Source organism: Bacillus sp. SD088 (genome assembly GCF_017355205.1).
Lineage (GTDB): Bacteria > Bacillota > Bacilli > Bacillales > Bacillaceae_C > Lederbergia.
On the sequence record NZ_JADIJK010000023.1, the window covers coordinates 63,273 to 82,956 of the forward strand.

Annotated in this window: 20 protein-coding genes and 2 pseudogenes; all 22 read right to left on the reverse strand. The window is 35.6% G+C overall.

What is annotated here, in order from left to right; genetic code table 11:
- The gene (locus IPU53_RS18450; RefSeq protein ID WP_242698411.1) at window positions 1–2,226 is read right to left on the reverse strand and encodes an MFS transporter; all 2,226 of its coding nucleotides are present in this window, start codon (window positions 2,224–2,226) and stop codon (window positions 1–3) included.
- Window positions 2,177–4,633 carry an ATP-binding protein gene (locus tag IPU53_RS18455; RefSeq protein WP_207452474.1) on the reverse strand — a complete coding sequence of 819 codons (2,457 nt, stop codon included), beginning with the start codon at window positions 4,631–4,633 and terminating at the stop codon, window positions 2,177–2,179. The genes IPU53_RS18450 and IPU53_RS18455 overlap by 50 nt, the downstream gene beginning before the upstream one ends.
- Window positions 4,617–5,009 (reverse strand): conjugal transfer protein, encoded by a 393-nt coding sequence (locus tag IPU53_RS18460; RefSeq protein WP_207452475.1) that lies wholly within the window; start codon window positions 5,007–5,009, stop codon window positions 4,617–4,619. The genes IPU53_RS18455 and IPU53_RS18460 overlap by 17 nt, the downstream gene beginning before the upstream one ends.
- 61 nt (window positions 5,010–5,070) lie before the next feature.
- Entirely contained in the window at window positions 5,071–5,571 is a 501-nt protein-coding gene (locus IPU53_RS18465) for an antirestriction protein ArdA (protein WP_077702581.1), read from the reverse strand.
- 165 nt (window positions 5,572–5,736) lie between these two features.
- The gene (locus IPU53_RS18470; RefSeq protein WP_077702580.1) at window positions 5,737–5,958 is read right to left on the reverse strand and encodes a hypothetical protein; all 222 of its coding nucleotides are present in this window, start codon (window positions 5,956–5,958) and stop codon (window positions 5,737–5,739) included.
- A 25-nt stretch (window positions 5,959–5,983) separates the two neighbouring features.
- On the reverse strand, window positions 5,984–7,186 hold the full coding sequence (mobT, locus tag IPU53_RS18475; RefSeq protein WP_188733402.1) for a MobT family relaxase: 1,203 nt from the start codon (window positions 7,184–7,186) through the stop codon (window positions 5,984–5,986).
- Window positions 7,187–7,412: 226 nt separating this feature from the next.
- On the reverse strand, window positions 7,413–8,753 hold the full coding sequence (locus IPU53_RS18480) for an FtsK/SpoIIIE domain-containing protein (RefSeq protein ID WP_095260122.1): 1,341 nt from the start codon (window positions 8,751–8,753) through the stop codon (window positions 7,413–7,415).
- Window positions 8,753–9,133 (reverse strand): YdcP family protein, encoded by a 381-nt coding sequence (locus IPU53_RS18485; protein WP_095260123.1) that lies wholly within the window; start codon window positions 9,131–9,133, stop codon window positions 8,753–8,755. Before IPU53_RS18485 ends, IPU53_RS18480 begins: the two co-directional genes overlap by 1 nt.
- Before the next feature lie 12 nt (window positions 9,134–9,145).
- A complete protein-coding gene (locus tag IPU53_RS18490; RefSeq protein WP_095260124.1) occupies window positions 9,146–9,460 on the reverse strand; it encodes a YdcP family protein in 315 nt (104 codons plus the stop codon).
- Window positions 9,461–9,867: 407 nt separating this feature from the next.
- Window positions 9,868–10,380 (reverse strand): GNAT family N-acetyltransferase, encoded by a 513-nt coding sequence (locus tag IPU53_RS18495; RefSeq protein WP_207452476.1) that lies wholly within the window; start codon window positions 10,378–10,380, stop codon window positions 9,868–9,870.
- A 284-nt stretch (window positions 10,381–10,664) separates the two neighbouring features.
- On the reverse strand, window positions 10,665–11,489 hold the full coding sequence (locus tag IPU53_RS18500) for a dihydrodipicolinate synthase family protein (RefSeq protein WP_207452477.1): 825 nt from the start codon (window positions 11,487–11,489) through the stop codon (window positions 10,665–10,667).
- Between the two features lie 142 nt (window positions 11,490–11,631).
- On the reverse strand, window positions 11,632–12,243 hold the full coding sequence (locus IPU53_RS18505) for an FMN-binding negative transcriptional regulator (RefSeq protein WP_207452478.1): 612 nt from the start codon (window positions 12,241–12,243) through the stop codon (window positions 11,632–11,634).
- Between the two features lie 25 nt (window positions 12,244–12,268).
- A complete protein-coding gene (locus IPU53_RS18510; RefSeq protein ID WP_207452479.1) occupies window positions 12,269–12,784 on the reverse strand; it encodes a GNAT family N-acetyltransferase in 516 nt (171 codons plus the stop codon).
- Window positions 12,785–12,810: 26 nt separating this feature from the next.
- Window positions 12,811–12,885, reverse strand: a pseudogene (locus IPU53_RS18515) (MarR family transcriptional regulator); the annotation flags it as partial.
- Between the two features lie 34 nt (window positions 12,886–12,919).
- On the reverse strand, window positions 12,920–13,507 hold the full coding sequence (locus tag IPU53_RS18520; protein WP_207452480.1) for a LysE family transporter: 588 nt from the start codon (window positions 13,505–13,507) through the stop codon (window positions 12,920–12,922).
- Between the two features lie 142 nt (window positions 13,508–13,649).
- Window positions 13,650–14,555, reverse strand: coding sequence for a LysR family transcriptional regulator (locus tag IPU53_RS18525; protein ID WP_207452481.1), 906 nt, complete (start codon window positions 14,553–14,555; stop codon window positions 13,650–13,652).
- 372 nt (window positions 14,556–14,927) lie between these two features.
- The gene (locus tag IPU53_RS18530) at window positions 14,928–15,107 is read right to left on the reverse strand and encodes a hypothetical protein (protein WP_176463762.1); all 180 of its coding nucleotides are present in this window, start codon (window positions 15,105–15,107) and stop codon (window positions 14,928–14,930) included.
- Between the two features lie 69 nt (window positions 15,108–15,176).
- Complete coding sequence (locus IPU53_RS18535; protein WP_242698413.1) at window positions 15,177–15,662, reverse strand: DNA cytosine methyltransferase; 486 nt, start codon at window positions 15,660–15,662, stop codon at window positions 15,177–15,179.
- 246 nt (window positions 15,663–15,908) lie between these two features.
- Entirely contained in the window at window positions 15,909–16,712 is an 804-nt protein-coding gene (locus IPU53_RS18540) for a sulfite exporter TauE/SafE family protein (RefSeq protein WP_176463763.1), read from the reverse strand.
- Between the two features lie 107 nt (window positions 16,713–16,819).
- Complete coding sequence (def, locus tag IPU53_RS18545) at window positions 16,820–17,395, reverse strand: peptide deformylase (protein WP_095260126.1); 576 nt, start codon at window positions 17,393–17,395, stop codon at window positions 16,820–16,822.
- A pseudogene (locus tag IPU53_RS18550) lies at window positions 17,388–17,578 on the reverse strand (helix-turn-helix transcriptional regulator). Before IPU53_RS18550 ends, def begins: the two are co-directional and overlap by 8 nt.
- A 440-nt stretch (window positions 17,579–18,018) precedes the next feature.
- Window positions 18,019–19,572, reverse strand: coding sequence for a glutamine-hydrolyzing GMP synthase (guaA, locus tag IPU53_RS18555; protein WP_207452482.1), 1,554 nt, complete (start codon window positions 19,570–19,572; stop codon window positions 18,019–18,021).
- Window positions 19,573–19,684 lie beyond the last annotated feature (112 nt).

Below are 19,684 nucleotides of genomic sequence, written 5' to 3' on the forward strand. Positions count from 1 at the left end.
TCAGCGTTTCCTCCTAGTTGCATGGATTGGACGCTTAGTGATTTGTTTCTGGTTTGTACGTTTCAACGGTTTAGAGGGACGCTTGATGATTGTCCGACTATTTTTTGGTCGGGAAAGTTCTTCATTGGGAGATCGGTTTTCTTTTTTAACAGGTTGTTTGGGATTATCAGTAAAATGCTCTTTTCTGTCTGGACTCGATAACTGTCGTTGTAATTTGAATTGCTTCATATGCTCGCTTTTTGCGACAGGTCTTGTCTTTTCTTTTTGTTGAACAGTTGGGTTCTTTAATCTATTTTGATGTGCAGATTCATTGATATCATGCGTGACTGGTCGTTCATAACTAGCAGTCTTTCGAAAAGGGGTACGTTTTTTATCCAATGCTTGTCGCCTATCTGCAATCGTTTGACGATGTTTTGCTTGACGGTCTGCATGTGTTTTTTGTCTCTTTTCCTTTGCTTGCTTCATGCCTTCTTTAAAATCACGGGCTGGTTTTGTAAGCTGTTCTTTTCCTTGCATCACCGCATATTGAGCAGTAGTAGGTAAATCATGTAGTTGTTCTTTACGATGATCTATATTTGCACGGAATCGACTTTTCGCACCAAGCACTTTTCCTGTGACTTGACCTACTTTCTGACTTAAAGATGATGATTTCGTACGGTCAGTTGGCTGTTCTTTGTTATTTTTGGTAGTCGATGTTAACCGTTGTAATGGGCGTAGGGGAGAGAACGAACCTTTTGTTTGCTTTGACTTTCCAACCATTGCCCCGACCGTTGCTCCAGCAGTTGCCCCTGCAAGGGTGCGTCCGATTGTTCGCTGTAATCGACGACTACCTCGATTGAACATTCGATAAGGACGACGCATGACTTGACGTCCGACTTGTTGCGAATCATTACTTTGCAGTTTAAACATGCTCATAATGTCACCGAGTTTCATGTAAATCCCTGCAAACGTCACGATCTGCAAAAAGGCAATCAAGAAAAATGGAAAACTTGTTGTTAAACTGTAAAGCATGGATGAAATACTAAAAGCAACTGTAATAATGAGCGTGATACCAGCTCGAAGCATAATCACATTAAATAGCTTTATAATCGCTTGTTTTCCCATGCTTTCAAACGTTGGTATCATCGATAGTAAAAAACTAATCGGTAAAAACATCGCAAAAATGATAAATAGAATTTGCGAGAAGATCATAATCCCTGATAGAAGAAAGACAAAAATAGAGATTCCGATATTAAACAGAAACAAAAAGAAGACCATTCCTAAGCGTGGCGTGGTCTTCGTAATCGTTAAGTTTTTATTGTCGTGTTCTTCGATTTCTTTTTTGACGGCATCCTCACGGTCTTTTCCATTATTCGTATCAGGGCTGATAGAGATTAAATCATTTACACGTTCTTCCCCAATCACTTCTTTATCCGAATCATTAAATTGCAACAACATCCATGGCTGTTCGACTTGAATTGAAAACAGGTTATTCCGAATCATATCGACACTATCTTTTCCACGACTGTCTGAGCTTGGCATCATAATTTTGGTTCCCAAATCCAGACTTGCTTCACTAATGTCCGCTGAAAAGTCATTAATTTTAGCGATATACGTTGGCGCATAGGCGATAAAGGAAGCAGACAAAATAAACACCACTAAAAAATTTAGGATCGTACGAATCGCTTTGGTCGTTTCTCGTTTTATCAAACCTGTATAAGACACGTAAATTCCAATCACTAAAATGAAAAGAAGCAAGAAACCCACATAAAATCCCGAACTGCTGAAACCACTTGCCGTAATCCCGGCTAATGTTTGCATGTTTTTTCCGATGGCATCTGCCGTTTGTGAAATGAAATCAAGTGAATAAGCCTGTTGGATTAAATAGCCTGTCGCATTAGATAGATACAAGCTTATAATCCAGATAAAATTCGTGATTGTGTATAGGCCATACATCACTTGTTTTCCGATACCATCATTCCAATTCCATGGCAGCCAATCCCAACCTGTGTCTACATAAAAATCGAGTTGGTAATGATCAAGCGGATATTTAGAATATAGATTATCTTCTGACACCGTATCATCAACTAAGCCAGCTGCTTGAGCTAATGTTCCAAGTAAAAGAAGACATAGAAAAACGGCAGTACCAATAAGTACCACCGTCAAGACAATCTTTTTCAGTTTTTGTTTATTCAAATTAATCGCCACCTTTCTTCTCCTGTGTCGGTGGACGCGTGTCAAAAGCATGGAATAATTCTTCAAAGACAGGATGGACTTGAATAATTCCCACACGCCCATATAAGTCTTGAATTAAACATTGGCCGTTTTCCAGTTCCCGTAATCGCCTTTGATTCGATTCATCTTCCGCATCCACACCAAAGAATTGAAGGGTTTTCTTTATTTCTGTCATATCCCTGGAACGGAAAGCAAACTTGACGCCGATGTTATTTTTTAATTTTTCATCGGTTAAATCGTCGGCATTCTGGGTAACAAAGTAGACACCAGCATTCATTGCACGCCCTGCACGAACTAATTTATTTGAAAGTGTTTTTCCTTGTGCAACTTGTAGAAAGCTCCAAGCTTCGTCCAAATCAACAATTTTAAAAATGCTACGATCGGAATGTATAAAGTCTAATGCAAAAGTAGAAATGACAATCAGCATGGCGACACTTAATAATTCCATCGTCGTATATTCCTCAAAACTTGTTTCTGCGTCTGGTAACACTAAATCTGCCACTTGAATGATATTCAACTGTTTTTCTAAACTAATCGAATTTTCCACAGTACCATCCGAAAAGAGAAGGTGGGCAAAGTCATAGTCGGTAAAACTTTCGATATGGTCAGCAATTGGACCAGCTAATGGATTAGGATCACTTCTAAGTTCATGAATCACAAGAAGCAAACCACGTTCTTCCTGTTGACCAACAGCTCGAATCGCTCGTCGTAATACAGGGAATTTATCTCCATCCCGACTGGATATACCTGTGAGGAAAGTAAGAATATCAATCGCAAGACTTTCCGAGTCCTTTTTCTTTTTCATAATGACAAAAGGATCAAGTAATCCTTTGTTGGTATCGTCACTTGTTAAATTAACAATATTTATTTCGTGAGCAATTTCAGGTAACGTTTCTTTCCATTTCCCTCGTTCCGCCTTTGGATCAACAATGAGGGCTTGACCACCAAAGAGAACCGCATAATAGACAAGTAGATTATTGGAAAAAGATTTACCTCCACCAAGTGAGCCTAAGAAAGCAGAAGCTAAGGCATTCGTGACCGAACCTTTGACGCCTTGACTAGCAAGGCTAGGGTTGAGATAGACATTTCTTCCCGTATCTAAGTTGTAGCCAAAATATATTCCTTCTGTTTCTCCTAGCATTTGTGTTGCACCAAACCCAAGGCCTGCCAAAAAGCCAGAGGTCACGTACTGGATATAATCATTCATATACCGCTTACTAGCAGGGATAAATTCACTGTGTAAACCGATTATATCTCCAAATGGACGAACAAGTTTTACATTCAAATCATCATAAAAATCTTTTACCTCATTACAACGCTGTTTAAGTTCGTCCAAGTTAGGAGCAGACACGCGAATCACGTAGCTTAACTTATACATCGATTCTTTACTTTGGTCGAGCACATCTTCTAATTCATTTACCTGTTCCAGCGCGTCGATGACATTGCTGCCAGTTTCATTATCGGATTCCCAGGCATGATTATCCAAGTCTTTAAGTTCCTTTTTCTTGTTCCGAACGGTAGATAATGCTTTTTTATTCGTTACAATTTCTACGTTCATGGAAGTATCAATTGGAAAATCAAATTGTTGTTGTTGATAATAAAAGATTTCATCTGACGGAAATTCAAGGTCACCGACAATGGAATTTATCGTAAAGTAGGCCACATACGTGGTTTGTTCTTCCTGTTCAATTTTTAAATAACGTTGATTTTCCTCAATTAAACAACGAGTCGGTTTAATCAGATCATAACGCTTCACTAAAGTTTCCTTTTTTAACTTCTTAAGAGGTAGGGCATAATCGTACTCGTCATAAGCTATTCCAGTTTGGCCGTGAAGATGTTCAATCAGATAGCCAAAGTCATTTTTATCTAGAGGGCGTACCTTAAAACGTCTCGAAATTTTGTTTTGCAATAAAGATTCCATTTTAGAGAAACGTCTAATTTCTTCATGAGGCATCGAGACAAAATCTCCCATCAGGTGATGGTTTACATCAAGGACAAATGAAGAAAGTGAATTTTTGATGTTTTTCCCCATTGATTTCATACTGACTTCTTCTTCATTCAACAACAACTTAAAACCAATAAAGAAGCGGTAGTCGACTTGATGTTCGCCAATCATGGAGACAAGGGCTTCCGTTTGGTCGTCAATACGTTCATAAGCAACTTCTTGTAATCGCCCTGTCACTAGCTCCTTGCTTTGTTCCTGTACCGAGCGGATACTGCTTGCGGTACTGATCTGCAAAGCATGAATTTTACCGTCTTGATTTTGGGCAATCAATTGACGGAAATGGTCATGCACCTGTATTTTCTCATCCTCCGATAAAAAAGAATAATTATATGGCAACAGCTCATAATACGCGAAACATTCGCCGTCATGATTGAAAACAAGATTATTTTCAAGGTATTTAATCGGATAACGCATGGACTTCACTCCTAACAGCGGTGATATTTTCATTTACTTTCACACGTTGTAGTTTGATAGGTTTTCCTGCATACGTAACTTTAGGTCGAAACCAATATGTCAATGCAGACTTGAAAAAGCTATACGGTTTTTTACCATCGAATGTTTTTTGACTCATAAACCAAGTCAAACCAACTGGAATTCCAACATATTTTAATAACGCCCCATCAATCAAGGAGAGGGGAGGGAGGTTTCCAAGTAGCATGACAGATAAAAGAGAAAGCACAAACCATGACATTTGGTTAAAGGTCACTGGGAAAGGTAATCGAAAATCATTAATGGCATAAATCACTTTTTCGACTGACCAAATACGGGTATAACTTTTTAGTTTTTTCACATGAAATCATCCTTTCATCAATAGAAAAAGCAGCCTGTGCGATAACAAGCTGCTTCTCCATCTATTGGATATATTCAAACACACCATGAGACGTAACAAGAAAATTACCGCTGATTTCTAAGTCACGTCCAAAAGCTTCATAATCAATATAGTTTTGTAGATTGGCAGGAACTTCTCCAAGTGCTCCTGTTTCCTCTACGAAATACCTTGCGACATCCGCCATATTCTCACAATCAGGATAATACATAATATCATCTTGGTGCTCCAGCAATTCTTCTATACTATTAAACCAATAGCTTTGAACTTCGGAAAGAGAATCATAAAGAGGCGTACCCTCAATTTCTGCGACCATTGCACATAATCGGTTCACTTCTGAAATAGGTGTATATTCGCCAATTTCAAAGGGAAGTTCGTAATCGAAGATTGCATATTCTTCATACTCTCCATTCAAACCGATACGTTCTTTCACTTCCTCAAAATCAATAGGTGGTGAGAACCAAGCACCATTAACTTCCCCTTCATTATATTTACCAAGATTCGTTATAAAAACTTGCATTTCCATAAAAATTCACATCCTTTTCATTAAAAATAGCCATAAAAAAGCAGTAGCTTATTATCTGCTGATACACAAATGAGGCTTGTTAATCCTACCGCACTACCGTTTGGTCCACCATTTTTTTGTAGAACATAAGAAGACCACTTATCTTCCACAAAAAAACGGTACAATTTAAGACCCTATGATTCGATTAAATAGGTTTAACAACACGTCTTTCACACCAGCCGCATTAAAGACTAATCCTACTGCAACCAAAGCAATAATTAAAAAGCCAATTAGTTTGGAAAACTCCCGTTTAAAGCCTAAATAAATTCCAATTACGACAATCGCCATTAATACTAAAGATTGTGCATTACTTAAAAACCAATTGTATAAATTCTGGCCAAAGTTCATTTGATTTTCTCCCTTCATAAGTTAATCATTCGTTATCTGACTGTGGTTGAATCACTTTCCCTAAAGGAATGGTTTGTTGCATGAGTATTTTTTGATGGCGCTTGGATAACTCTGTCTGTTCCAACATATCCTTAATTACACTCGTTTGATTGAGTTCATCTATCTTTGTCGCTAGTTTCCAAGTGGGGGCGACTTGATGAGCTAGCCATCTGAGTGTCTTATCAAACGTATATGGTTCAGGTTTTGTCGTTAAAGAAATTTTTCTATTCACGCCTAAATCCAAAAATCGTTGCCATTCTTTATTCATTTTCCAACTACTGCGACGTTTTTCCTCGTCTTTATCGACAAAACGAATATATCGATTAATAATAGAAAAGGCGGTTCGCCCAGCATCTTCATACATCATTAAATCCACAACTGCATGGTATGCACGATCATTCTTTAATCGAATTTCAAAGCGATTTTTCACATCTGTATCTTCGAGAGATGTGCCATGCTTCACGTATTGTTCATAATCCTTTTCATACGCACAAAAGTACACGTCACTTTTTAAAGAGCCGATATATAACGTATTTCCCATGTCAGGCTTGTCTTCACTCTGCACAAGTTCACCAGAACGGTAACTTTTAAAACTACGAAAAACAGAGATACATTCTTCATTACGGCATTTATTCGTTAAAAACGGAATATCCAATACGCTTGTCTTATCGTTTATCGCAAGATCAATTCGTTTAAATACGCCACCAACACGAAACACTTCCATAAAAAAATCGAACCATGTTCGTTGCTGGGCTAATAAAAAGTTTTCAAATTGACGACATCCTTTCCCTTTAAGTTCGAGTAAACACCCTTTGTCTTCATCAGGAGAAACCATGACGACAATATCACCAAAAACGTATTGTTCCATATAGGAGTAAAACGCATAGTCCTCGTGTAACATGTATTCCATTTTGAGTTTTAAAATATCTTCAATGACAGGCTTCGGATTTGTCATTAAAAATCGAATCCGTACATAGTCAAATAAGATTTCCAAAGGAGCATCTGGATTAAATTGCTCTAAAATATCGAACAAGGCAACTTGCAGTGAATCGGAAGGAGTTACTTTTCCAGTTTCGATTTCACTAATATATTGTCTTGAAATTCCAATATGAACAGCCAGTTTATTTTGCGATACACCGTATTCCAGTCGTTTTTCCTTTAATTGTTGATACCAAGGTACTTGATTCATGTGCATTCCTCCAAACAAAAAAAAGATGTCAACTAAAAGTTAAAAGCTGACATCTTCTCCATATGCTCCAAACCGTTGCGCCATCAGGTGTTATTGGCTTTTGGAACAGTTTCTTATTGTTTTTCTACCCCCCTGTTAGAAACGGGGGGTAAAGCGTGGCTGTCGCCACGCAGGCTTTGCCCAGCACAGCGGCTTACGCTTCGCACGCCGCCGCACTGGGCAGCCTTCATTGAGCTAGTTTCTCTATCTCTTTTAAAAAGTCATGATTCTTTGGCACAAGTGGTGTGTAAAATTCGGTAATCACATTATCTCCTTTATCGACATACCCGCGTCCTTTAATTTGTTTTAGGAAAAATTGCTTTTGGACATCCGATCCAAACATCATGCCATACCCTAGTTCGGACATTCTTCCTAAAGCAACCCGAAAATTAAATTGATCACGAATCCCATCCCCTAAATATTTTGCATCTGGTCGCTGACAGGCGAGAATAAGAAAGAAGCCGGCTTGACGTCCTAACATGACAATCTGTTTTAGTTTCGTTAATACAGCCGTACTTTCTTTAGAAGCAAGCATTTCCATAAACGCAACGTATTCGTCAAAGACTAAAAAGTGGGGAGCTAAGCCCAAATAGGCATAATTTTCTCCTGTTTTATATCCTTGCATTTGTTTCATTTCTTCACTTCGAGCCATCATCGCTTCATAAAAATGGTCAATACATGCCATCATGTCTTCCTTTTTATAATATACATCAGGCATGACCGTATTTAGATCGGCTAAATCTGCATTTTTCGGATCTAAAATATATAACTTCGCATTGGTTTTTAACAGTGCTTCAATCAACGTAAGAATAAAATACGTTTTTCCACCACCTGTTCCGCCAGCAATCAACATATGTGGCAGCTGATCATATTCCCAATCCATCGATTTCATGAGCTTTAAACTACCGTTTTCCGCAATGACGTCATCAATTGAAATACGGTTCGCAATCATATCATAAAAAAGAACGTACTCTACATAGGAATCATGTAATTCCTTTGACACTAATTCACAATACAAGCCACTTTCCAACTTCTTTTCTAAATTTAAAAGTGGTTCTTGATATTTACCAAGCGTTATTTCCACTTGAATATGAATCATGCCTTTTTCATACCGATAATACATCTTTGGAAAACGACTAATTTTTTCTTTCGCCTTACTAGATGGGATATCTTTGAAAAATCCTTCATTCATCACTTGTTTTGTTTCATACCACTGATTGTCTAAAATCATCTTTGCGAGCTTTTGTCGATGCATCAATTGTTTTAGATGGTTATAACAATACCGATAATAAACAAAAGCACATATTGCCACTATGATCAAACTAATGATTAATGAAGTTAATCCATATATACTTACAAATTGAGTTTGAAATGGATCAAGTTCCCACGTTGTCGAAAGTAAAAATTTTACATGAAAAGGGATAAAGTAAACAAGCCATACACCAAACAATCCAAAGAAGATAAATTGAAAAAAGAGAGATGCGTCACTTGGTCGGATTCGCTTCCCTCTTTTTTGATAAAGTTTCATTATTTATCTTTGTTAGGTGTAGATTTTTGATTGTTAGTGCTTGGTGTCGCTGTTTTCCCCTTTAAAATCAAGTCATCTGCCTTGATATACCAATCAACATCTGCACCACGAAAAGTTGCATTTGCGACTGTATCTGCGACAGGATTAATTAGTTCCACTTCCGCATTATAATCAAAATCTTTTAATGGAACAGAAGCAGGGATACTCACTTGAATCATGCGACCTTGTTCACGAGATTTTAAATCATAGGTGCGTTCTTTTACTTCAGATGATACTGTACCATCTTCATTTTGTAAAAACACTTCCCGACGTAGTGACGAAAACTTTAATAATCCAAATGTCTTTTCTTTATCAATCACAATTCCTTCAGCTAATCTCATGTTTTTTCCTCCTTATGCTTTAATCATGTCGTCAGCATGTAAAATGTATTTTGTGAAACCACGATCACCAATTTTATAACCTTCAGCAGTGATTTTAGCATTAACCAACTTCACTTTTTCTTCATGTTCAAAGAATTTCTCTCCAGCTTCTTGTGGCAAGTTCACCTCAATATCATCTGCACGTTGAATATCAGAATACAAATTATAACTACGTGACAATGTTGTCATACGCCCATTTATACGGCGCTGTTCCACCTTACCTTCACCTGCATATTCTAAATTTCCAAACGTTTTTTCCATATTTGGAATAACATATTTTAGTTCCATTATTCATTTTCCTTTCTGTACATTATTTTATTTGATTAAAATCTTTACTATTTACCTTCTAGCAGTTGGAGAACGAATTGTAAATTGTTTCATGCAAAATAACCCTCCTTAGTGATTATCAAATAAAATTATTCTCAATGAACTGCGACGTGAAAAAAAATAAAATCAATAAAAGATATTGATTTTATTTAACAGATCCTTTTGAAAGATACAAATACATCATGACATTTGTAGTTTAAATATCATTTCCCATAAAAAAACACTCAGAATGTTTAACTTCTGAGTGTAATCAAATCAATATATAATTATTCAACAATCGCGCCCGTTTGCGGAAAGACCGCTTCGAAAACCTTATTAAAGTAAAACACCAGTTGCTTGACATTACATTACTCCACGATATCCTATATTTAAAAAACTTTTTTCATAACCAACCCAGTAAACGGTGTCTCCCCTAAAACAAAAGTGATTGTTTCCACTCGTTTAAAATGATTTTTATGATAAAAAGAAATTGCACCATTATTTTCTTCCCACACCGCAAGCCAAAGTGATCCTTTATCTAATTGTTTTGCTATTTCAATAGCTTTATTAAGCATTTGTTGTCCGAATCCTCGATGTTGGAATTCATCTAACACATAAATTCTCTCAATTTCTACACTGTCCTCATCGTAAATCTTACTTTGTTCCTTTTCCTTGTTTAATTTAAGATAACCAACTAAATTTTCATTATCAAACATAAGATAGAAAAGCGAATCAGGATTGGTCACTTGTTCCGTTAATGCTTTATGCGTCAATGTGTTCTGAATATACAAAGACATATCTTTCTCTGTATTATCTTCCCCATACGTATCCACAAACGTTTTTATAGAAATTTCCTTAAGTATTTCAATATCTTCTAATCTACATTTTTTAAAATTAATCAAAGCTTCTCTACCCCTTCATACCAATCTAAATTAATCTTACTAAACTAATGATTTTCCTCAACATAATGGCCTTATATGCAAGATGGGCGCTGCTCTCTATTAAGGAATAGAGCCCGATTACCGGAGACTTGAATCCAAGATAATTTGCGTATGTTCTTCGACTAAAGCCTCCGTTTATGTAAGACTTGATTTTGAGATATATTGGAATAGATCAATAATGTAAAATATCCGTATTACTAGTAGAGGTAAACATTTTAGCAATCGGTCTAAAATATACTGTATAATTAAATGTTTCCTATTGGACTTCTGCATCCCCCCATTGGAATCCCCTTATGATTAATGTGCTTTTTCAGATTCACAATAGCGTTACCTTGATAAACTTGTTCCATAATTTTTTCTATTTTTTCGCTTTCTTGTTTACTTACTATTTGCTTCATAAGCATTTTTTTGAACCATTGACTAATTTCCGTCGGAAAAACATTCCCAGCAATGGAAGAAAGACGATCATATCCATGTAATACTTTTTCTTCTAAATCCATTTCTCCACCAGCATAAAAGGACAAAACGTTATGCATACCTTTTTTTATTCGTTCAATTTTTTCTTTATTGCCAGCATCTTTTATTCCAACCACTAAGTTATTCTTACTTAATTGAATAATATTTTTTTCCGATAGATCAAATCCAGTTCTTTTTGGATTGTTATATAAAATTGTAGGTTTATTACTAAGGTGGATAATCCTCTCTGTATAAACAAATGCTTCTTGTTGAGTCGGTATAACATAAGGGGGATACCCAAGCATGATACCTGAGATTTTTGAATGACAAATCTTTTCGGCTAATTCCTCTGCTTCTTTCTGTCTAATTGAAGCTACACCAAATATAATTTCCATATTACTAATAAGTTCTTCTTCCAGTTCTAATCCGTTTATTATTTCAATTTTCTCTTGGAGGTTTAGACTATGCTGTTCTCCAGTAGTTCCCGAGACAAGAACAGATTTTACTCCTTGTTTATACAGGCCTTTTATATGGCTTATTGTTCCTTGAACATTTATAGACTCATCTTCAAAAAAAGCTGTTGGTACGGCAATATGAACTTTTTCGGTTAGCATTTTATTATCCCTCTTTTCCTTTTTATATACTTGTACTAAAGTGCCTGTTAGCAGAATAATCGATATCCACTGGGCTGCTTTCCCGCAATTGTTTAAAAATCGAATTCACGATATAAACATCTAAACTATAAGATAGAATTGATCACTTCGTTTTCCTAGCTTTCATCACTTCGGCTAATTGTCGAGAGTTTGAATCTTTTTCTTTATTTAGTTTATCAATAATATTGATATAGTCCTCTTCATTTCGATTTTGACTCAATTTAAAGGCTGCTTGAACTTCTTGCACTTTTACTTTAAATCCAACAATACCTTTAGTTTGGTTTTTGGTTTTTGGAGAGAAGTTCTCCCATAACGCTGCATTTTCACGGTGTTGTTCATACTTTTGCAATAGAGACTTTAGGTCTTCCAGCAATTCTTGTTCACTCATCAGACTAGCCGTTCCATATACATGGACAGCTTGATAATTCCATGTGGGGACATTTTCAGACTTGTACCACGAGGATGAAATATAAGCATGGGGCCCTTGATACATAACAAGAAGAGGATCATCCCCGAAAGTTTTCCACTGTGGATTCGCATAAGCGAAATGTCCAGTGAGATAGTAGTCATCCCCTTGTTTATGCAACTCCAAAGGTAAGTGAGTCGCTATAGGTTTTCCTTCTTCTGTCGTTACGATCGTGCCGAAAGAGTTCCTCTGAATAAAGTCTTTGATTTCAACAAAGTCTGTGACTCTAAAATGCTTTGGGATATACATCCTCATTCACCTCTCCACTTAATTATTAGAGCTTTTTAACCATTATTAAGTCCGTTTGTTCTTCATCCCCCATATAAAAAGAGTGCGCTCCCGTTTGAGTAAAACCCAGTCTCTTGTAAAAAGAAATGGCATTTTTATTTTTTTCCCATACGCCCAGCCAGATCTTCTTTTTATTCTGTTCCATAGCAATATCCATAGCTTTATTGAACAGGTATTTACCAAGGCCAAGCTTTTGAAATTTATTAATAATATAAATACGCTCAATCTCAAGGGCGTCATCATCCATTTCTTCAGTCTGGGCATCCCCGGTATTAACCTTTAAATATCCAGCGATCTTATCATTAAAAGAAACCAAAAAGAAATGGGATGAAGGATTGGATAGCTCATTTTCTACTTGGTTTATGTTAAAAGCCTCTTCCAAGTAAGCCTTCATATTTTCCGGAGAATTCTGATCCTCAAACGTCTCCTTAAATGTTTCATAACCAATTTCTTGAAGTTTTCGTGAATCTCCCAATGTACATCTTGTCATATTTATATTCATAAAAAACCTTTCGCTCCTCTCTACAATCAGTAACTTCTCTTGTTTCCTTTTTTTACGAATTCCCAGTCTTTTTCTATATTTCTTCTTACTCTTTCAAGAAGAGTAGGTAGCAATGCATCTTCAATTTCCAGTTTTTTACTGTAACAAAAGTACAACTGCACATTGCATAAGTAATAACGCCAATATAATATTTATTACTCGAAAATGTTTGAAATATGTCTTTTGGAATAATCCGCCAAAAAATATCCAAGTCAAGGTAGCAAGCGAACCTATTGCAGCAATGATCATTTCAAAAAACAAAAACAAACCCAACGATGAATAATAAGGCATAACATATCCTGTTAGAGAGGTAACCCCAAATAAAAATATCTTTACATTAACAATTTGTAGAACAAAACCAATCCAAAAAGAAGGCTGTTTCTCAGATGTTTTATTGTCAGGCTTGCTAATGGCAATCTGATATGCGAGCCACAATATATATATCACTCCTGCGTATGTAAGGACAGTAATTATTGGATTTATTAAGTTTTCTAATCCAAAAAGAAACAGGGCACATAATGCTTGCACAAAAAAATAACCTGCAAAGATCCCTAAAAATAAAGGTTTTCCTCTTTTCCATCCATAATTCGTCATTGTATTTAATGCTAGGATATTACCTGGTCCCGGTGTAAAGGCATTTATTATTACGTATATAACAAATGAAAATACTATTTGAACGCCCATATCAAAATTCACTCCACTCTTATATCAATGATTATAATCATTCATAATTATAGTGGTTCTTTTTGATATAGTATAATACCAAAATGATGTAGCCTGATATAGCCAATAACTATATCAGGATCATTATTTTGTAGATTTTTAGTTATAATTCTTGCGCAAATCTTTTCAATGCATCTAAATATATTTCACCAAGTCTCGTTAATGTGAGATCACTATGCTTAATTGTTCCAACACGTATGACTTCATCTACATTAAGAGGAACTGCAATAATTTCATCTCCATGAAGATATTTAGGGAAAACCCCTGAAGAAATGGTATAACCATTGAGACCAATCATGAAATTAACAATAGCTGCTCTGTCACTTACTTTAATACTTTTTTTTACACTTCTTGTGCTTAAAACTTCTTCAGAAAAGTAAAAAGAATTATATTCACCTTGCTCAAAAGAAAGGCATGGATAGTCATCTAATTCATCCAAATTAATAGATTCATTGTTGGCTAATGGATGTTTTTTACGAATAAATACATAAGGTTTTGTAGTAAATAGTTCCGAAAATGTTATATTTCTTTCTTTTAACAGTTTTAATAATATGGATTCATTATAATTACTTAAATAGATAATCCCTAACTCGCTCCGTAAATTCTTTACATCTTCAATGATTTCATAAGTTTTCGTTTCACGAAGGGTAAACTCATATTCAGACTTCCCAAATTCTTTTACAAGTTCCACAAAAGCATTGGCTGCAAAAGTATAGTGCTGGGTTGAAATACAAAAATGTTGCTTAGCTGGGTTTTCGCTTATGTATTTTTCTTCAAGCATGTTAAACTGCTGTAATACCTGTCTAGCATAACCTAGAAACCCAGCTCCTTCATTAGTAATAGTAACCCCTCTATTTGTTCTAATGAATAGAGTAATTTTAATTTCCTTCTCTAGTTCCTTAATCGCATTCGACAAACTTGGCTGGGAGATGAATAAACTTTTTGCTGCTTCATTCATAGATCCCTTACTTGCTACTTCTAATGCATACTTTAATTGTTGTAAATTCAAACTGAACGCCACCTTTTCAAAGCCCCAAATAATTACTCTAACAATAGAAAAAATCGAATCCCTAATTACATATTTTTAGCGTTTCACCACTTTTTTCTTTCCAACAGAATCTTATTTATCGTTTAGGTTCGTAACAATAAAACTTTGTTTCAAATCTACAGGAATGTCAGGAAGTCTTATTCCGTTAAATGGCCCGTTTACCGAATATCATACTCATATATAATTTAACATAAAAATAATACTTCATAAAATAAAATGTATAGCAAATATTACTGAGAAATTCAGCGTTAATTAGTACTAAGTTGTTTTTAACATATAGTTTATATATATTAATAAAGTCAAAACGGAAAGATTTATTGTATTTTACACAACTTATACTTCTTGTAAACAATCATTCACACACCAAAAGACAACCATGTTTTCCCTATTTTTATCATGTACCAATTTACCATGAGGAAAAAACAGAAAGTCTTCAATCTCTATCTCATTCAAATTAAAGTGATTGTCAATCCAATCCATTACTTTTGCTTCATTTTCTTCCAAAGAAATCACGCTCCTACTTGTTTTAGACAATTAAAAAGCATGACAGATAGAATTTGTCACACGTTAGTTTGGTTATATTTATAAAACTTCTGCAATACCAGCCATAATATATTCGGCACATGGTACAGCAATCGCATTTCCAATCGCTTTGTATCTCGCATAATCACTTATCGCTTCATCCTTATTTCCAAAAGCTGTCCAGCCCTCTGGTAATCCCATCAAACGTTCACATTCCAATGGAGTAAGTTGTCGGATATAACCATCTTGTTCTTTCCCCTCATACCAAAATGAAAAGATATTGACTGAACCAGCTAGTAAAGTTGGGAAAGGGTCATTTGTCCGTCCGAAACTTCCAATGAATCCTGATTTGTTTTTATCTTTTGCGGTACTTCGCATACGTCTTTCTTGAAAGGGACGGATGACGGGTATTTTCCTCCTTGCTTTTTCAAAAGATCCTAGACTGTCTTCGGTAGAGGATGGCCCGCTTTCTCTGCAAGACACATAAAATGATTGCAGTTTGCGGGTTTTAAATAATATTTCTCTGGCACGTATTTCAATACTCAAATATCTTCAAATAAACTTCCTAAGGTTAGTTTCATAGTTAAATATTACTTCTATAAAAAAACAGAAAAAACGCCATCTATCGGCTTATAACCGTTCAAATGACGTTAATTGAATTTAATACAATAATTTATTAGATGTAATTCATTCTAATATATCCTTATTAGATAAATAAATAGCCATGTAATCTTTAATAAATAATTGTTCTTTATTTTCTAGATTTTTTATCTGTAATCCGTTTATAAATAATTAACTTATAATCATGATAATAACCACAATAAACAAAAGAATTAGATATATCTTCGAAAAGATTATATCGGGTATTTTTTGCGCCCATGACCTTCCAATAGGTACACCAATAAATCCTCCGATGGTAAATCCAATAAGTGCAGGTAAGTATATAAACCCTAGATTTGACGAAGACATTTCTTCTATCTGCATCCCCATAATTAAATAAGTAATAGCCCCCACAATAGCAATTGGCAGACCTAATGGAGTAGCTAGTGCTACAGCATTAATCATACGCATTCCTTTGTTTCTGAGGTAAGGAATTGTCATGGTACTTCCACCAATACCTAACAAAGTGGAGATAAATCCAATGCCTATTCCGATAAAGGAAGCAGATCTTTGTTTAGGGAGAATAAATGTTTGTTTTTCAATTTCTGTTGTGAATGATTTTTTAAATAAGTTCGAAAGCAAAACATAAATTAATAAACCAATAAATGCAATCCTAAGGTAATCACTTTCAATGTAGACTGCTAGCAATCCCCCTAATAAGGATCCTATAGCAATATATCCTACTAACAATTTAAAGACTGACCAGATTACATTACCTTTTTTTGCATGATTATAAGTTGAATTAAATGAATTTATAATCATAACTGCTAATGAGGTTCCAATGGCAGTATGCATTAAGTAATCGCTAGGAATAGAATCCGGTAAAAATGCATATAAGATAGGAACTACTACAAATCCACCTCCAAAACCAAACATGCTCGATAGAATACCGATAACTATTCCAATTAACGAATACATTATAAATGAAAATTCCACTAAAAATCCTCTCTCTCTTGAACAAATTGAATTAGGGCGTCTATTCTCCGTCGTATATTTCCAATTTTACAATATTTTATATTAATTACACCAATAATTTGGAATTTTCAATACAAATTTCTACAGTTTTCTGGTAGTTTAAAAGGATTTTCCTTATTAAAACGATCATAAAACATAATTCCGTTTAAATGATCTATTTCATGCTGAATTACAATAGAAGAATAGCCTTTAAGTTTCAACACTATCTCTTCTCCCTTTATATTAAATCCTTTCACTTTAATTCTCTCATATCTAGGGACAAATCCTTTTATATCCCTATCAACTGAAAGGCAACCTTCACTCGGTGGTAGGTAAATCATAGAAATTGAATGACTGATTATTTTAGGATTAATAAGCATATATTCATGTTGGATACCTTTTTCATCTGTTAAAAAAGCAACGAACATCCGCTTATTCAAACCAATCTGATTTGCTGATAAGCCAACTCCTGCACGCAATTTATATTTTTCAGACAAATCGTGGTCTTGACTATTTTTCAAGAAATTCATCATACAAATTAATATTTCCTTATCTTCTTCTGAAGGAGGGATCATCACATCTTGTGTTGGTTGATGTAGAATTTCATTACCCTCCCTCACAATATCTTTCATGGTCAGCATATAATTCAAATGAAATTTACTCATAAATAAACAATTCATCTACCTTTACTTTTAATGTTTTTGATAATTTAAAAGCCAACTCCAGTGTAGGATCATATTTATCATTTTCTATACAATTTATTGCTTGCCTAACAACTCCACACTCCTTGGCAAGTTGTTCTTGCGTTATCCCCAGTTTTTTCGTATTTCTTTAATTTTATTTTTCAATGGTATCACCTATGTCAAAATAATTGGACATTACTATTTTAACAATTTTTCCTAGTGTGTCAATAGCCTTTAAATAATTCACTTAATTGTTCTAATTCAAATAGTAGTTTTTATTCAACTCCTTAAGTTTGTTTCACAACTAAAAATAACTTTTGGCGGAGAATAACCTTCAAAGAAAGTATTGGAGTACTGCTAATATTATAAATATTAATCTCACTCTCTAAAAAAACGAATACCCAAAAAACCCTAATATACAGCGACTTCAAAAAAAATAAAAAATAAAAAAGAGATACTGCTTTTACACAATATCCCTCATCTTTATCCGTTTCCTCTGGCGGAATCTTGGCGGAGAACCTATTCATTTTTAATCATTTCATCCATTTTACGTACCATTGAAATGCAGTCAAATCAACGTTTTCACTTCAAATGCCTCTAGTGAATTATTCCCACTCAATCGTAGCAGGTGGCTTACTCGTAATATCATAGACAACCCGATTGACATGGTCTACTTCGTTGACAATTCTGGTGGAGATGACTTCTAGGACGTCCCAAGGGATTCTTGCCCAGTCAGAGGTCATTCCATCAATAGAAGTGACGGCCCGAATACCGATGGTGTGGTCATAGGTTCTGGCATCGCCCATTACGCCGACGCTGCGAATATCCGGAAGGACGGTGAAATATTGCCAAATCTCTTGTTCCAATCCGGCCTTGCTGATTTCTTCGCGTAAAATATAGTCGGATTCTCGGACAATTTCTAGTTTTTCGTCTGTGACTTCTCCTAGAACGCGTATGCCCAATCCAGGTCCTGGGAATGGTTGTCTCCAGACGATTTCGTCGGGGATTCCTAATTCTGTTCCTAGTTTTCTTACTTCATCCTTAAAGAGCGTATTTAATGGCTCGATAAGCTGAAATTGCATATCTTCTGGTAAGCCACCTACATTATGATGGGATTTAATGGTTTGAGCTGTTGCTGTACCACTTTCAATGATATCTGTGTAAAGTGTTCCTTGCGCTAGGTATTCGATGCCTTCAAGTTTTGTTGCTTCATCATCAAAGACATAAATAAATTCATTCCCAATGATTTTCCGCTTTTTCTCAGGGTCTGTGACTCCTTCGAGCTTGCCAAGAAAACGATCTTTTGCATCGACCTTAATGACGTTCATATGAAAGCCTTCGCTAAATGTTTTCATGACACTTTCCGCTTCTTCCTTGCGTAAAAGTCCATGATCGACAAAGATACATGTTAATTGATCTCCAATCGCTTTATGGATTAAAACTGCGACAACAGAAGAATCAACACCACCACTTAGTGCACAGAGCACTTTTTTATCGCCGACGGTTTGGCGAATTTTCTCCATTTCAACGTCGATGAAGTTTTCCATGGACCAGTCGCCTTTACACCCACAAATTTCAAATACAAAGTTCTTTAAGATTTCATTGCCATGTACGGAATGACGAACTTCTGGATGGAACTGTACACCGTAGAATTGCTTGCCTTCATGGCTGATCGCCGCGATCGGGCAAGATGGATTTGTTCCAACAATTGAAAAGCCATTCGGTACATCCTTTACTAGATCTCCATGGCTCATCCAAACAGTCTGCTCTGTTGGTAAACCTTTAAATAGAGGACTTTCTTCTTTTATTTCTAGGGTAGCTTTTCCATACTCTCTTCCCTTTGCTCTTTCTACAGAGCCGCCAAATTGTACAGTCATTAACTGCATTCCATAACAGATCCCAAAAATCGGAATCCCGAGTTCAAATAAGCGCTCATCACATCCAAAAGCATTTTCACCATACACACTATTCGGTCCACCCGATAAGATAATGCCCTTCGGATTCATTGCTGAAATTTCTTCCGCTGTAATCGTGTGGGGATGCAATTCACTATACACCCCAAATTCCCGGATTCGTCTTGTGATTAATTGATTGTATTGACTGCCAAAATCAAGAACGACGATCATTTCCTGATTATGTAATTCAGATTTTCCTGCCATGTTAAATCCCTCCAATTCTTTCCTTTTCCTATTCTTTTATATGTTTTACGAGCTTGCTACTAGCATTACTGGAAAAAGCATCTTAAGCTATTGATCATATTTTTCCATGGAG